Below are 15,485 nucleotides of genomic sequence, written 5' to 3' on the forward strand. Positions count from 1 at the left end.
CGGACCGCGTTGACGGCGGATGTAGTTGGATCCGTTGCCCGCCAAGTATGTGCCACTTGGCGATGGATTCGCCAATATAATGTCTCGGACGGTGCCATCGCGTTTTCAGATGACTGGCGTGTTAAGAAGTCGACCGTGTCGCGGACGCGGTGAGTGGCGCGATAGAGGGCATATTCCCACGGCCATGGATCATGATGCATGTCTCGTAACTATGCCATTTGCCGGTAACGGTTCGCTTGCGCCGATTGCAGCGTTCCAGCAGAGGCGAGGAACAAGCGGTCCGGCGGTATGATAGTGGTATCATCGGACGCAATGCGCCCTCGGCCATCATTCGGATCACACAGGCTGAGATTGCGGGGTAGGGTATTTCCTGCCAGTCCCCCCCGCCTACACCTCCAACCTCAACGCCATAGAACGTTTGGGGAGAGGCATGAACGAGCATGTCACCCACAATTCCTACAATAGCATTCCGCGCCTTCGCCGAAGCCCAATGCGCTTCTTCAAATCCACCCTGCCACGCAACCGCAAGACCATCCGCGACGTCGTCGACGACAACTTCGTTATCGTTCGGCCCGGCGAATTTCGGTTTATCGGGCAGACGATGACCAAAGTTGCAACAGACGTTTCAAATAACTTCATAGAATATTTGCAACCGCAGATCACTGACGATGGTACGTTCACCGCAAGGGCTGGAAGTAGGTGTACAAAATAGGCTGACGCCCGCTCGCGCACAGGCCGCCGCACGGCAAGCAAACATAGGAGTCACAGTCAATGGCAAGAAGGGCACTCATCCTGATCGAAGGCGGCGCATTGGGTTGTGGTCTGCTATACGTCCAAGCGGCCCAGCGTCTTGGTCTTCATCCAATTAACCTGTCGGCCAACCAAGATCAGCGCGACTTTCTTTCGGCGGGATGTGAGACAATCCATGTTGATACAGGAAATCTCGATGCTCTGGTCCACGAATGTTCCCGGTTGCGTGCCACCAATGAAATTGCTGGCATTGTATGCGCCAAGGAGGGGGGGGGGGTCTATGCGACGGTTGGCAAGCTCTGTCAGTATTTCGATCTACCGGGACCGAATCCGGGATCGATCGAACGATGCTTCGACAAATTTGCTCAACGTCAGCTCCTCGCGGACGCCGACATTCCAATACCTGCTTATCGCTTGGCAACAAATGCGACGGACGTAAAAAATGCTGCTACGGAGATCGGATTTCCATTGATTCTTAAGCCAGCCGTGGGCGCAGGAAGCTGCGGTGTCCGATTATGCCGCAGCGCCGATGAGGTGGCCGAACATACGACCTATCTGTTGGGCGGGAAGCACATATGGCGGTCGTCGCCAAGGATACTGGTTGAAGAATTCGCGCAAGGCCCCCTTTATCTCACTTATACAATGGGAGATGAGGTCGTTGGGATTGGTACCTGTGACTTCGGCCGCCCACCGTATTTCGTGTGTCGTGAGACTATTTTTCCGGCCGTGCTGACTGATGAAGAGCATAAGCGTATCGCCGATGTTTCTCTGAGCTGTTTGCGAGCTCTCGATCTTGGCTGGGGGCCAACGAACATTGAACTCCGGTGGACGAGGCTTGGCCCAGTCGTGATTGAAGTCAATCCGCGTCTTGCCAGCGCGCCTCATTCCCAACTGGTTCAGCTGGCTTACGGTATCGATCTCATCACCGAGCACATCAAGCTTGTCATCGGCGGCGAGTGGTATTTGCACAAACGGCGTTCGCACACCGCGGCCGTGCGGAGCCTACTTCCTGATCGCGATGGCATCCTCGATTGGATCAGTGGGGACGGTCGGGCGGCTGCTGTATCAGGTGTGGCCGAGGTGAAACTCTTTGTTGAACCGAAGACGCCGATCGTCAGAAAAGGCGATTACCGCGACAAGATCGCATATGTCGTGGCCGCTTCACCCAGCCATGCTCAGACGGCGGCGATACTTCAGCGTGCCGTCGACTTAATAGATTGGTCGATCACACCATTTCCGACCCTTGGCGAACAGGAACAATTCGATTTGAACTCGTCGCGTGTGGGCCAGGGCGTAGATCTTTAGTCTAGTTTCCAGCCATAAATGGCAAGCATTTGATTTAATTTGATAAATATTACGTTTGTGCGAGCAAGGTCCGGCGATTTCAGGTATCTTGGATCATGCCACTGGTTCCTAACCCCTCACCGCTGGAGCCGACAATGCGGCAAGAACCGCCCAAGCCAGCATACTCGATCTTTTCGCCTCGCACGCGCTGCAGCGCTACGACATTGCCATTGCTCTGATCCCTGAAAACTGGATCATTCGAAAGTGGAGTGTTCCGCGGTAACATCCCTTGGCTGGGAGGAGCGGAAGACGATGAAGGCATCGAAGTTTTCGGACGCGCAGAAGGCGTTCATCCTGAAGCAGGGCGCGGAGGGGATTCCGGTCGCGGAGATCTGCCGTCGGGCGGGGATCAGCCAGGCGACCTACTTCAACTGGAAGAAGAAATACGACGGCTGCTGCCGACCAAGATGAAGCGGCTGAAGCAGCTTGTGGACGAGAACGGCAAGCTCAGGAAGCTGGTGGCCGATCTCTCCTTGGACAAGGAGATGCTGCAGGACGTCATTCGCCGAAAACTGTGAGGCCTGGTCGCAAACGCGAGCTGGTGGCGCAGACGTGTCATGAGTGGAACGTGTCGATCCGGCGGGCATGCCGGGTTCTGGAGTTCGACACGTCGACCTATCACTACAAGTCCCGCCGCCGCGACCAGGCCGGCATCGAAGCTCGGATCAAGGACATCTGCGCCACACGGGTCAGCTACGGATACCGCGCGTGCACGTAATGCTCACGCGAGGGCTGCGACATCAACATGAAGCGAACCTACCGAATTTACAGGGACTTGGGCCTGCAGCTCAGGAACAAGACGCCGAAGCGGCGTGTGAAGGCGAAGCTGCGGGAAGGCCGGGAGGAAGCCCTCGGGCCGAACGAGGTCTGGGCGATGGACTTCGTCCACGATCAGCTCGCGACGGGCAAGTAGATCTGTGTGCTGACGGTCGTCGACACGTTCACCCGCTATGTGCCTGTGCTCGACCCGCGGTTCAGCTATCGGCGGAGGATGGGACTGTCAGGAATTCCGTGTGCGGGCGGGCGGTTGAACATTTACGCCGCCATGGCCTTGATGAAGCGCTCGCCGAAGATGACGGCGAACTGAGCCTTGGCCATGGTCCACTCACGTAGCGGCATGTTCCACTCTTTCTCGGATCGGTTCAAGATCAGATAGAGCAACTTGGTTGCCGCATCGTCGCTTGGGAAGTGGCCCCTGGCCCTGACAGCCCGCCTGAGCTTCGAGTTCAACGCCTCTATTGAGTTCGTGGTGTAAATGATCCGACTGACGTCGTCAGGGAACGCGAAGAATGGAATGACCTCGCCCCATGCGCGCCGCCAGCTCTGGCCGATGGCGGCATAGCGCTGGCCCCAAGGGCCGGCCTCGAACGCCGCCAGCGCCTTTTCGGCGACCGATCAATATGGAGCTTTCGAGCCATGACATTGGAACATGCAAGGGGCGATACGGTCACCGAATTAAGCGGCGCCGGCGGCGGCCGAAGATCTTGCAACGGTGCGCGGGCGCGTGCGGGCAACGAAGGCTGTGGAGTTGCACTGAGAAGCGCGCGTTGGTCGATCTGGCGAGCGCGGCGGGGTCGTCGGTGACCGAGGTCGCGGAGGCGTTCGGCGTAGCTCCGTCACAGCTCTATGCCTGGCGCAAGCAGATGGCCGGCGGCGAGCTCGAGGCCGATCAGGCGATGGCAACTTTCGCGCGGATCGACGTGAGCGATCTGCCCGAGGTCGAGCGGGATCGCTTCAACCGCAAAGCCTTCGGCCGCTCCTCCGAGAAGCTGGGCCAGATGCGGCTCGAACTCGAAGATCTCGAGTCCGATTTCGCCGCCAGCGTGCCCGATACCGAGCTGCCCATCGTCGCTGACACCGACAAGGTCCGGGTGTTGCCGGTGCGCAAGCTCAACCCCAACCTGCCGCGCAAGCGGGTCGTTCGCGAGCCCTCTTGCGCATGCTGCCCGGGCTGCGGCGGCGATCTGCGCGCCATGGGCGAAGATAGCGAGGAGATGCTCGATCTGGTCGCCCAGGCCTGGCAGGTGATGGAGACCGTTCGACCCAAGTACAGCTGCCGGACCTGCGATAAAATCATCCAGGCGCCGGCACCAGCCAAGGCCATTGCACGCGGCAAGCTCAGCTATGCCGCGCTCGCCCATATCATGATGGCCAAGTGGGGTTATCATCTGCCCTTCTACCGTCAGGCCCAGATGATGGCCGCCAAGGGCGTCGATATCGAGCGATCCACGCTTGCGCGCAGCGCCGGCTACGCCGCCGCCTTGCTCGATCCGATCTACAACCGCATCCGTGAGATCGGCCGTACCCGCAGCAAGATTCACACCGACGACACGCGACTTCCGATCCTGGCGCCCAGCACCGGCAAGACGCACAAGGGCGCGCTCTGGGTTTACGTCGCCGACGACCGCAACTCGAGCTCGAAAGAGCAGCCGATCGCTGGTATCGCGCCACCATGGGCCGCGCCGGCGAGAGCGTGATGAGCGAGCTCGCCGGATTTGCCGGCACGCTCCAGGCCGACGGTTTCAGCGGCTATGTTGCGGCCGTCCATATGTGGCCATGCTGGCCTTTACCCATTGTCAACTGAGTGTTTGGGCCCGATTTGACGCAACATAAATCGCGAGCTCAGCTGGCGGACCTTTTCTCATTTGGAGGTTCGACATGGATCGCTCTTGCTTTTCTGACCAAGCCGCTGATGCCCTATTTCCCGAAGTGCCCTTCGCTGACGAGCGGAACCGCTATTTGCATCATTGCGCCACACTCGGAGCGAGACCCGAAGTTCTGAGGGTCAAACGCAGCGAACTCCTATGGATCGCGCGACATCTCCGCCCGGACGCCGCGGAGGGAGTTGGCATGGCGGAGTTGTTGCCGATCGCGCAAGCTCGGCAGAATCTTCGCGGTGCGGCTACCGCCGCGCGTCGAGTTATCGATATCGGGCGACCCTGGCTGAAGTTCCTAGGCTGGTGGCGCGAGCCCACCGTCATATTGTCGTACCAAGGGCAACTCGACCAATACGTTGTCTGGATGCGCGACGAACGCGGTTTGACACCGTCGACGGTGGAGCAATGGGGGAGGATGGCCGGCAGGTTCTTGCTGTGGTGCGAACGGTCGAACCGCCATCTTGAAGATTTGAAGGCAGAAGACATTGACAATTATATCGCGACCCAAGGAGCCGGACGATGGGGTCGCCTCTCTATTGCACACGCCACTTCAGCCTTGCGGGATTTTCTGCGATACGCAGCAAAAGAGGCGTGGTGCTCAGACCGCTTGGCGGCGTCAATATCGCGACCTCGGCTGTATCAGCATGAGTCTCTGCCATATGCCCCGGATTGGTCCGACGTCCAGAAGATGTTGGCCGACGTCGATACGGACCGGCCCCGCGACATCCGAGACCGCGCGATCCTACTGCTGCTGGCTGTTTATGGCATGCGCCGCGGCGAAGTCGCCGCACTGCGGCTCGACCAGATCGACTGGGCGGGGCGAACACTTCGGCTTTTCCGCCTAAAGCGACGAGAAGCCCAGATCTATCCGCTGGTGCCTTCCGTTGCGGAAGCATTGGCGCGCTACGTGGATACAGTCCGCCCGCAGTCGTCGTGCCGAGAAGTTTTCCTCCGGATGCAGGCGCCTCGACGCCCCTTGAACGTGACCAGCATTTATAGCATCGCCAATCGGCGATTTGTTGCGCTCGGGATTCGAGCTGCGCATCCCGGCGCGCATGCCTTGCGCCATGCCTGTGCAGTTCGCTTGCTCGCCGAGGGACTGACCATCAAGGAGATCGGCGACCATCTTGGACACCGCAGCACCGCGGCAACAAGTGTCTACGCCAAGGTGAACATGGCAGCTCTTCGTGAAGTCGGAGCCTTCGATTTGGGAGACGTCCTATGAAGCTGAGCGACGTCATCGATCTCTACGTGGCCCGGCAACGGTCACTGGGCATGCGCTTCGAGTCTGCCGAACGCAAGCTCCACCACTTCGGGCGAGCAGTCGGCGATCGACAGATCGACGAGGTGACCCCGGAATCGGTCATTGATTTCCTCAATGGAGACAAGGCTCCGACAGCGACGTGGGTACTCAAGCACAGCGTGCTGAGCGGCCTGTTTAGGTTTGCAATAAGTCGTGGATATGCCGATCGCTCGGCTCTGCCGACAGTTCTGCCGAACCTGCCGCCGGCGCAAACGCCATACGTATATTCGACCGACGAACTGCGCCGACTTTTGGAAGCAACGTCGACTTTGCGAACGGGCTACAGCCAGCATGTACCCGCGATGTATCGTACGATGATCTTACTCCTCTACGGGACCGGCATGCGGATCGGCGAGGCCCTGCGCTTGACCTTTCAGGATGTCGATCTCGTCGAAAAGGTCATCACCATCCACTGCACCAAATTCTACAAGACTCGCATGGTTCCGATTGGACCGAAGCTGTCTGGAGAGCTGGCCGCGCATCTCGAACGTCGTGGTATGCTACCAATGCCGCAGGGGAATGCGGCGCCGCTGTTCGCGTCGCGCGGCATTCGAGGATGGACTTATCCGACTGTCATCACGATGTTCCAGCATGTCCGCCGCGACGCCGGTATCGAACGCCCGATCGGCGAACCGCGTCCACCACGTCTCCATGATCTTCGCCACACCGCAGCCGTCCACCGTGTCGTCGCATGGTATCAATCCGGCCAGGACGTCCAGCGATTGCTCCCCCAACTCGCAACCTTCCTTGGTCACATCGACATCCAATCGACGCAACGCTATCTGCAGATGACGCCGGAACTCCTGGAGGCGGCCAGCCAACGCTTCGCCGAATATGCGATGGAGGGCAGCCATGAAGAATGAGATGCTCCTCGGACCATGGGTGCGGCGGTTCCTCCTCGAACATCTGGTGGCGGAGCGGAATCTGTCCCGAAACACTCAGGCCAGCTACCGCGACACCCTGATGCTCTTGCTTCCGTTCGCCAGCAATCACGCGGCGCGCGCCATCGATCGAATGGTAGTCGAGGATTTGACACCGTCAATCATCCGTCAGTTCCTTGATCACCTGGAACGCGATCGAAAGTGCAGCGGAGTCACCCGAAACCAGAGGCTGGCGACCATACGCTCATTGGCAAGGTTCATAGGCATGCACTCTCCGGTCCACATCGCGTGGTCCGGCGAAGTACGAGCGATGCCGTTCAAGAAGACCGCCAAGGCCGTGATCGGATATCTCGAGAAGCCGGAGATGGACGCGCTCTTGGCACAACCGGACCGTCGTACGCCTCTCGGCAATCGCGATTATGCTTTGCTTCTGTTCTTGTACAACAGCGGTGCCCGTGCCGATGAAGCGGCGAACTTGATCGTCGACAATCTACAGCTGGGCCGGCAAGCGTCGGTGCGACTACACGGCAAGGGAAACAAGTTCCGATCATGTCCATTGTGGCCAGCCACTGCAACGACATTGTCGAGGCTCGTCGAGGGGCGTGGCAAACGTGACCCGGTGTTTTTGAATCGGGTCAACTTGCCATTGACGCGGTTCGGGATCCACAGGCTTGTGACCCACTACGCCGAACTGGCGAGCAGAACAGTGCCGTCGATCGAAACGAAGCGTGTCAGTCCCCACACCATTCGGCATACAACGGCAGTCCACCTGCTTCGCGCTGGCGTCGATATCAACACTATCCGCGCCTGGCTTGGCCACGTGTCTCTCGACACGACGCATATTTATGCTGAAGTCGATATGGAAATGAAGGCAAAGGCGCTTGCTCGGGTCGACATCTCTGGCCAACAAGCCACTGTCCCTCAGCGCTCACTGCCATCCTTGATGGCTTTCCTGAAAGCTCTGTAGCCGTCGCAGAGTTGGAATTTATGTTGCGGTTCAGGCCGGGGAAACGAACCTTTCTCCGGCCACCGTTACATATGGACGGCCGCAACATAACCTCCAATATGTTCTGGAGGACATATCAGCGGCTACAATCAGCTCTACAAGGGCGGCGCCATTCGAGAAGCTGCCTGCCTAGCCCATCTGCGTCGCAAGATATTCGACGTTCACGACGGCCAGCCGACCGAGCTCAGCACGACGGCCATGGCCGGTATCCAGGCGATCTACCGGATCGAGGAAGAGATACGGGGGCTGCCGCCCGCCGAGCGATTGGCCGCACGACGAAGTCGGACCCGACCACTGGTCCTCGCGCTGCGACGACAGCTCATGCGCCAGGGCAAGGGTTTGTCGCGCCATGCCGATATCGCCAAGGCCTTCGCTTATGGCACCAAGCGATGGCGAGCATTCAACCGCTTCCTCTACGATGGGCAGCTCGAGCCCGACAACCTGATCGCGGAGCGCGCCATTCGCGGATTTACGGTTGGCAGGCGTAACTGGCTTTTCTCGGGCAGCTTCGCCGCGGCAGAGCGGTCAGCGGTCGTGCTCAGCATCATTGAGACCTGCAAGCTCTGCGGCGTCGATGCCGAAGCCTACATGGCCGATGTCACCGAGCGCATCCAGAACGACTGGCCAGCCTCGCGCTGGGATGAGCTGATGCCATGGAACTGGGCGCGTCGCCAAGAGATGCCGCTCCCGTTGGCAGCATGAGCGCGATCGATGACATGGCGCTGTCGGACGAGGCGCTGGAGGCCTGGATGGCCGTCAAGACCAACCCCCGCCCGCTGGTGCGGACCATGTCGGCGCTGGATGGCTTCGTAACGGCGGCGGTCACCGGGCCGCGGTTCGCGGACCCGCAAGATTGGATGTGCCCGCTCATGGGGTTGCGGCGCGACGTCCTGGCCAAAGGGTCTGCAACCGATCACGCCGTGTTTGCCAGCCTCGCCAGGATCCACAACCGGATCAAGGAGACGCTCTTCGACAGACCGCAGGATTATGCACCCCGATTCGCAACCAGGCCCAGCGGCGGCATCGACCCCCGGCCGTGGTGCCAGGGGTTCTACGCGGCCATGAATCTCAACATCAAAAAATGGAAACGGCTACTCGACCTCGACAATCCCAACCACGGCCTGCTGCTGCCGATCCTGATCTACTGCGTCGACAAAAAGGGCAGGCCCGTTCTCGGTAAGCCCAGGCCGGGGCCCGAGACCGCGCACTTCATCGAGCATGAGGCCTACAAAGACATCGCCTTGGTCATCCCTGCTCTGCGCGAACTCCACTACGTCACCCATTATGACCCGGAGTGATCGGCGCCGGCGCGCCGACCAACGAGAGACTTAACCATCAAGACGATTTCGGGAAAGGTGGCTTGGCGCATCGCTTGCCGAAGAAGACCAGCGGGTAAATCGGATCGAGCGGCCTTTGCTGCCAGGTGGCGACTTCGTCGAGCACGGCGTCCGTCACTGTTGAGATCAGATCCTGCGTGCGGCGCGGCAATCAACGTGAGAGCGCAGCGTCAATCAGGATGAGAATGCCGGCGGGTTGGAACGCAGGGAGGGTGTAGCCCGACTGGAGTTTCAACCCGCCGGCGGCGCGTTCCTTTTCCGGGGCGTCGTCTGGTGATCACGGTCGACCGGGTATGCGGTGGTTTTTCCTGTTGGGGAGGAATCACTTTGTGCCCGGCCGCCACGTAACCGATCACCAATTGAGGCTTTTCATGAAGTTCCGGAAGACCAATACGACGGCCGTCGCGGCGGCGAAGGCGTCGATCAGCACGGCCACGGCCTATCGCATCGAGAAGGATTCGAGACTGCCGTCACAAAAGAAGGTTCCGCGGCAACGACGCCGGCCCGATCCGCTCGCCGAGATTTTCGACGCCGAGATCGTGCCGCTGCTGCGGGCGGCTCCTGGCATCCGGCCGGTCGCCATCTTCGACGAGATGATCAGGCGACATCCCGAACTGAGCATCGGCATTCGCCGCACGATCGAGCGCCGTATTCGATCCTGGCGCGCCATCCATGGCGAGGAGCAGGAGGTCATTTTCCGGCAGGTCCACGAACCCGGACGCATGGGATTGTCGGATTTCACCGACATGGCCGCCGCCGGCGTGACGATCGCGGGCCAGACGCTCGATCACCGGCTCTACCATTTCAGGCTCGCCTATTCGGGCTTCGAGCATGCGCATGTCGTGCTCGGCGGCGAGAGTTTCGTTGCTCTGGCGGAAGGCTTGCAGAATGCGCTGTGGTCGCTCGGCGGGGCTCCCCGCGAACATCGCAGCGACAGCCTCTCGGCGGCATTCCGCAACCTGGACAAGGACGCACGGGAGGACCTGACGCGCCGCTACGACGAACTGTGCGGCCACTACGGCATGACGCCTTCCCGCAACAATCGCAGCATCGCGCATGAGAACGGGTCTATCGAGGGGCCGCACGGCCATCTCAAGCGAGCGCTCAATGACGCGCTGCTGATGAGAGGATCGAGCGATTTCGACGACCTGGCAGCCTACCGTCGCTTTGTCGACGAGATCGTCAGCCGCGTGAATGCTCGCAACTCCAAGCGCATCGACATCGAGCGGACCGAACTTCAGGAACTGCCCGTCCGGCGCACTTCCGACTACGAGGAGGTCACCGTGCGCATCACGTCATCGGGCGGGTTCACGCTGCGCAAGGTGTTCTACACCGTGCCCTCACGCCTGATCGGCCACCGCCTCAGAGTGCGGCTCTTCGATGATCGGCTGGATATCTTCATCGGCGGCACGCAGATCATGACACTGCCGCGGGGCGCGCCTCTTCAACCGGCAAGCACGACCAAGTCGTCAATTATCGGCATGTCATCCATTCGCTGCGCCGTAAGCCGATGGCGCTGCTCAACCTTATCTATCGTGACCAGCTCTTCCCTCGCGAGGCCTACCGGCGAACCTTCGACATGCTCATAGAGCGACTGCCTGAGCGGCAGGCCTGCCGCACACCATGGTCGAGCTTCTCGCCATGGCGCATGAGCGCGGCTGCGAGAGCGAACTGGCCGATCAATTGATCGCCTCGCTACGGGCACGGCGATTGCCCGACATGGGGCTTTGCGCGGACGGTTCGCTCCGGATCCCGCCCGGCTGCCGAGTGTCGTCGTGCGTCTTGCTCCGCTCAACGTCTATGAAGCCCTGCTTGGCGCCAACCTGACAGGAGACGCGGCATGAAGACGAACCCCGCTGTCGATTCCGCCAGGTTGAGCTTGCTCCTCAACGAACTGCGCCTGCCGGCCATCAAGCTTATATGGCCGCAGTTTGCCGAACAGGCCGACAAGGAAGGTTGGCCGGCCGCTCGCTTCCTGGCTGCGATCACTGAACATGAACTGGCCGAGCGCGACCGGCGGCGTATCGAACGCCATCTCGCCGAGGCCCACCTCCTGCCGGGCAAGACCCTCGACACATTCGAGTTCGAAGCCGTTCCGATGATCTCCAAGGCCCAGGTTATGGCCATCACCGCCGGCGACACTTGGCTGGAGAAAGGCGCCAATCTGCTCCTGTTCGGCCCGCCCGGCGGCGGAAAGAGCCATCTCGCCTCGGCCATCGGACTCGCCCTTATCGAAACCGGATGGCGGGTCATGTTCACCCGCACCACCGATCTCGTCCAGAAGCTTCAGGTCGCGCGCCGCGAACTCGGCCTCGAAGCCGCCATCAACCGGCTCGATCGCTTTCACCTGCTGATCCTCGACGACCTCGCCTATGTCACCAAGGACCAGGCCGAAACCAGCGTGCTGTTCGAACTCATCAGCGCCCGCTACGAGCGGCGTTCCATGCTGATCACCGCCAATCAGCCCTTCGGCGAATGGGGGAGGGTCTTCCCCGATCCCGCCATGACGCTCGCCGCGGTGGATCGCCTCGTCCATCATGCAACAATCTTCGAGCTGAATGTCGAGAGCTATCGGCGGCGCGAGGCCATCGAGCGAAAGCGGGGGCCAGGCAGGCCGCCGTCATATGCGACACCCGCGAACGTCGCTTCCTGATTGACGCGCCGCGACAATCAAATCGACAAACCTCTTGCGCGCGACAATCCATGCCGCGATTATCGCCATCGCCGCGACACCAGATTCTCATCCAGATTGTCGCGCGCTTCTCTCCCAGATTGTCGCGCTATAGGTACTTGGCGATCAGCTGCGGTTCGAAACTCGACTGGCGGTCGCGCGGAACATCGGTCTCCAGCTTGCCGGTCTCGGTCGTCACCGTCTTGCGGCCGTAGCCGTTGCGCGTGTTGCCAGCGTCTTCGCCGCTCGCCAGATGATGGTCCATCTCCGCGTTCAGCGCGCACTCGGTCAGCGCCTTCTTGAGCGTATCCAGCAGGCCGCCCTGTTAAGAAGGCAGCACTGGCTGCGCCTCCTGCCAGGAGCTGGTCGAGAAGGTCATTCAGTATCGCAGGTTCTTTGCGTCGGGTCATAGTGGGAATCCTTTTTACCCATTATGCCCGCCCCACACGGAATTCCTGACAGTCCCGCGGAGGATGTGGTCAGAGCACTGGAACAGGTCTGTCCGAAGATGGGCTATCCGAAGACGATCCACGTCGACCAAGGCTCCGAGTTCGTCTCCCGCGACCTCGACCTATGGGCGTACGCGAAAGGCGTGACGCTCGACTTCAGCAGGCCGGGAAAGCCCACCGACAACGCCTACATCGAAGCCTTGAACGACCGCTTCCGGGCGGAGTGCCTGAACGCCCACTGGTTCCTGACCCTTGCCGACGCCGCCGAAAAGTTGGAGGATTGGCGCAGATACTTAAATCCTGTTTCATAACACCCATCTGTCTATGTCGTTGAAGTGAATAGGTTTTGCTGATCTGGATGCGATCCCGTGGGGTATTTTGGGTTTTGCCGCGCGCGATGAACGATGCGCTGGGCCGCCGGTTCGTCAAGCGTTGATCGGCTGAAGATCCACGGACCATCCGGCAGAGGATGAACGCCTTCGATCTCGCCCGCCTCGGCGGCGAGCCTGAGGGTCTTCGGTGCAACGCCGAGAAGGCGCACCGCCTTGTTCCGGTTAAGCCATGGCTCTTTGCCGTCGGCCGCTGGCCGGAAGATAGGGATCTTATGATGCGACCTGTGCGCGGTGACCCGTTCGCGTGTCCATCGATTGCCACGGCCGGTCACCAGTCCATTGCGGTTGAGGATGCTGGCAATCAGATCATCATTGGCGATGAGCACCAGTTGGCGGACGGACGCGATGATGTCGCCGGACGTGCTGTTGCGCTGTCCACGGCGACGCTTCGGCAGGCGCAGTTCAGTATGGACGCCACCAACCCAATGGATCAGGAGAACGATCTCTGACGCTTCGTCATCGATATCGGCGACCTCCCGGATGACGGTGCGAACGATGCGCTTCTTGGCAAGCGCGAATTTCCCCGCACCTTTTGCTGTTGAGTGCTCTGATGCAAGGTGTCCACCGAAATAGGTGGACACCAGGTGATGGAAGAAGATGAGCAGAAACTGCGGGTGAGGCTTGTCGGTCGGGACGGGCGACGCCGATACGACCCGGCATCGAAGGACCGTCTTGTCTCGGCCTGCCTTGAGCCTGGCGTGTCGGTATCGAGGCTCGCGCTCGAACATGGGGTCAATGCGAACCTTCTTCGGAAGTGGATAAAGAAGCGCGCGGAGACCCAGTCCTTCCCGCCGTCCTCATCACCGTCGTTTATCCCGGTTCAGATTGAAAGCACTTCCGATCGGGTCTTGCTGCGACAGAGCAGCATGGCTGCGGTGGATTTGCCGGGGACTTGCGATGGGGTGCGTGGGTCGGCATCGAAAAGGACAGCGCCTTTTTCCTCTCCGGCCAAGGTGAGCGCGTCGCTGCCGAACGGTGTGAAGTTGACGCTGGAATGCGGTGATGTGGATGCGTTGGCAGCGGTAATCGGAGCGCTGGGTCATGTTCACACTGGGCGCTGACCTGAAAGTCTACCTGCACCGCGAGCCGATCGACTTCCGGGCCGGCATCAACAGCCTTGCGGTTCTGGTCCAGGAGACGATGGCGCTCGATCCGTTTGCTCCGGCGGTTTTTGCGTTCTGCAATCGCCGTCGCGACCGGATGAAGCTCCTGTTCTTCGATCGGTCGGGCTTTGTGCTGGTCCTGAAGCGGCTGACCGAGGACAGGTTCCGGTGGCCGCGCCGGGAGGCAGCGGTGGTCACGCTTACGACCGAGCAATTGCACTGGATCCTCGACGGCATCGATATCGATGCGATGGTCCGCCATCCGGTGCGGCAATATCAGGTTGCCGGTTGAGGGCTCTCGAATTGAGCGGTTGACGCGGCGGCATGCTTTCGATTCAAGAATCTGATGAATCGACCCGGCGAACCGACTGTTGAAGAGTTGATGGCGCATATTGCTGCACTGCAGGCGCAGAACCGTCAACTCACCGAACGCGTCGTCAAACTCGAGGAAGAGCTGGCGCTTGCACGGCTGCATCGTTTTGCGCCGCGCAGTGAAAAACACATTGACCGCCTCTTCAATGAAGCCGAACAGGCCGCGGATGAGGACGCCGCCGACAACGAAGATGGCGATGTCGTTGTCCTGCCGGACACGGGCTTGCCGGCGACCGAAGGGGCGACGGGAAAGAAGCGCGGCCGCAAGGCCTTGCCGGAAAACCTGCCGCGCGAGCGTGTCGAGTATGACCTTCCCGACGCCCAGAAGGCTTGTCCTTGCTGCCGTCACCAGATGCATCGCATGGGCGAGACCGTTACCGAGCAACTTCATATCGAGGTGAAGGCGAAGGTCCTGCAGAATGTGCGGTTCAAATATGCTTGCCGTCATTGCGACCGCACCGGGATCAACACGCCGGTCGTGATCGCGCCGATGCCCACGCAACCTTTGCCGGGCAGCATCGCTACGGCCTCGACGCTGGCCTTCGCGCTCGTTCATAAGTATGTCGACGGCACACCGCTCTACCGCCTGGCGCAGGCCTTCGAGCGCGCCGGCGTTCCTGTCAGCCGAGGCGCTCTGGGCCACTGGGTGATCGGCTCAAGCGAAAGGCATCTCTCCCGCATCTATGACGCGCTGAAGCTGCAGCTCAGATTGCAGCCCCTCATCCATGGTGACGAGACCACGGTCCAGGTGCTGAAGGAAATGGACAGAGAGGCCGCCAGCACGTCATATATGTGGGCTTACCGGAGCGGCCAGGACAGTGACGAGCCGATCGTGCTGCTCGATTATCAGCCGGGCCGCCCCAAAAGTCTTGCCGGACAGCAAGCTCGGCGACGCCGTCTCCTACACCCTGAACCAATGGGGATATCTGACGCGTTACACCGAGGACGGCAGCATGCCGATCGACAATAATCTTCTCGAGCGTGACATCAGACTCTTTGCCACTGGCCGGAAAAGTTGGCTGTTCAGCGATACCGTCGACGGAGCCAGGGCCAGCGCCGTCATCTACAGCCTGATGTTGACCTGCCGCGCCTGCGGCGTCGAGCCGTTAGCGTGGCTGCGCTACGTCCTCACCGAGTTGCCTCAACGCGCTATCGATACTGATATCGACGACCTGCTGCCCTTCAACTTCGCCAAAACCGCTGCAGCCTGATCCGCCCGG

Annotated in this window: 11 protein-coding genes and 8 pseudogenes; 15 read left to right on the forward strand and 4 right to left on the reverse strand. The window is 60.5% G+C overall.

Annotation, left to right across the window (positions count from 1 at the left end):
* The first annotated feature begins 430 nt into the window (after window positions 1-430).
* The 3 genes and pseudogenes from A6B35_RS31810 to A6B35_RS35040 form a co-directional block, all read left to right on the forward strand.
* Entirely contained in the window at window positions 431-712 is a 282-nt protein-coding gene (locus A6B35_RS31810; protein WP_006201096.1) for a hypothetical protein, read from the forward strand.
* A gap of 59 nt (window positions 713-771) precedes the next feature.
* Window positions 772-2,055, forward strand: a complete 1,284-nt coding sequence (locus A6B35_RS31815) for an ATP-grasp domain-containing protein (RefSeq protein WP_083209861.1) — start codon at window positions 772-774, stop codon at window positions 2,053-2,055.
* Between the two features lie 291 nt (window positions 2,056-2,346).
* Window positions 2,347-3,079: pseudogene (locus A6B35_RS35040) on the forward strand (transposase); the annotation flags it as partial.
* 50 nt (window positions 3,080-3,129) lie between these two features.
* Here the strand turns inward: A6B35_RS35040 and A6B35_RS35045 are convergent.
* Window positions 3,130-3,483 (reverse strand): annotated as a pseudogene (locus A6B35_RS35045) (transposase); the annotation flags it as partial.
* 158 nt (window positions 3,484-3,641) lie between these two features.
* Here A6B35_RS35045 and A6B35_RS31835 point away from each other — a divergent pair.
* From A6B35_RS31835 to A6B35_RS31860, 6 genes are all read left to right on the forward strand, one after another.
* On the forward strand, window positions 3,642-4,571 hold the full coding sequence (locus A6B35_RS31835) for an IS66 family transposase (RefSeq protein WP_065518375.1): 930 nt from the start codon (window positions 3,642-3,644) through the stop codon (window positions 4,569-4,571).
* Window positions 4,572-4,944: 373 nt separating this feature from the next.
* Window positions 4,945-5,976 (forward strand): tyrosine-type recombinase/integrase, encoded by a 1,032-nt coding sequence (locus A6B35_RS31840; protein WP_244426054.1) that lies wholly within the window; start codon window positions 4,945-4,947, stop codon window positions 5,974-5,976.
* Complete coding sequence (locus tag A6B35_RS31845; protein WP_006205291.1) at window positions 5,973-6,917, forward strand: tyrosine-type recombinase/integrase; 945 nt, start codon at window positions 5,973-5,975, stop codon at window positions 6,915-6,917. The genes A6B35_RS31840 and A6B35_RS31845 overlap by 4 nt, the downstream gene beginning before the upstream one ends.
* Window positions 6,907-7,902 carry a tyrosine-type recombinase/integrase gene (locus A6B35_RS31850; RefSeq protein ID WP_006205292.1) on the forward strand — a complete coding sequence of 332 codons (996 nt, stop codon included), beginning with the start codon at window positions 6,907-6,909 and terminating at the stop codon, window positions 7,900-7,902. Before A6B35_RS31845 ends, A6B35_RS31850 begins: the two co-directional genes overlap by 11 nt.
* Before the next feature lie 177 nt (window positions 7,903-8,079).
* Complete coding sequence (locus tag A6B35_RS31855) at window positions 8,080-8,643, forward strand: IS66 family transposase (protein ID WP_244897204.1); 564 nt, start codon at window positions 8,080-8,082, stop codon at window positions 8,641-8,643.
* A complete protein-coding gene (locus A6B35_RS31860) occupies window positions 8,640-9,239 on the forward strand; it encodes a UPF0149 family protein (protein WP_006200087.1) in 600 nt (199 codons plus the stop codon). The genes A6B35_RS31855 and A6B35_RS31860 overlap by 4 nt, the downstream gene beginning before the upstream one ends.
* Before the next feature lie 79 nt (window positions 9,240-9,318).
* Here A6B35_RS31860 and A6B35_RS35980 read toward each other — a convergent pair.
* Window positions 9,319-9,411: pseudogene (locus tag A6B35_RS35980) on the reverse strand (transposase); the annotation flags it as partial.
* A 196-nt stretch (window positions 9,412-9,607) separates the two neighbouring features.
* Between A6B35_RS35980 and istA the strand changes: the two are divergent.
* Window positions 9,608-11,122: pseudogene (gene istA, locus A6B35_RS31865) on the forward strand (IS21 family transposase).
* The gene (gene istB, locus A6B35_RS31870; RefSeq protein ID WP_065518376.1) at window positions 11,119-11,931 is read left to right on the forward strand and encodes an IS21-like element helper ATPase IstB; all 813 of its coding nucleotides are present in this window, start codon (window positions 11,119-11,121) and stop codon (window positions 11,929-11,931) included. The pseudogene istA and the gene istB overlap by 4 nt, the downstream one beginning before the upstream one ends.
* A 133-nt stretch (window positions 11,932-12,064) precedes the next feature.
* Here the strand turns inward: istB and A6B35_RS35050 are convergent.
* Window positions 12,065-12,359, reverse strand: a pseudogene (locus tag A6B35_RS35050) (transposase); the annotation flags it as partial.
* Window positions 12,360-12,415: 56 nt separating this feature from the next.
* Between A6B35_RS35050 and A6B35_RS31875 the strand changes: the two are divergent.
* Window positions 12,416-12,697, forward strand: a pseudogene (locus A6B35_RS31875) (integrase core domain-containing protein); the annotation flags it as partial.
* A 23-nt stretch (window positions 12,698-12,720) separates the two neighbouring features.
* Here A6B35_RS31875 and A6B35_RS31880 read toward each other — a convergent pair.
* Window positions 12,721-13,305 (reverse strand): annotated as a pseudogene (locus tag A6B35_RS31880) (recombinase family protein); the annotation flags it as partial.
* Window positions 13,306-13,377: 72 nt separating this feature from the next.
* Here A6B35_RS31880 and tnpA point away from each other — a divergent pair.
* The 3 genes and pseudogenes from tnpA (at window position 13,378) to tnpC (ending at window position 15,476) form a co-directional block, all read left to right on the forward strand.
* Window positions 13,378-13,851 (forward strand): IS66-like element accessory protein TnpA, encoded by a 474-nt coding sequence (gene tnpA / locus A6B35_RS35055; protein ID WP_081482054.1) that lies wholly within the window; start codon window positions 13,378-13,380, stop codon window positions 13,849-13,851.
* Window positions 13,832-14,185, forward strand: a complete 354-nt coding sequence (gene tnpB / locus A6B35_RS31885; protein WP_006200090.1) for an IS66 family insertion sequence element accessory protein TnpB — start codon at window positions 13,832-13,834, stop codon at window positions 14,183-14,185. Before tnpA ends, tnpB begins: the two co-directional genes overlap by 20 nt.
* Before the next feature lie 54 nt (window positions 14,186-14,239).
* Window positions 14,240-15,476, forward strand: a pseudogene (gene tnpC, locus A6B35_RS31890) (IS66 family transposase).
* Window positions 15,477-15,485 lie beyond the last annotated feature (9 nt).

Source organism: Mesorhizobium amorphae CCNWGS0123, from assembly GCF_001686985.1.
In the GTDB taxonomy this organism is placed as follows: Bacteria; Pseudomonadota; Alphaproteobacteria; order Rhizobiales; family Rhizobiaceae; genus Mesorhizobium; species Mesorhizobium amorphae.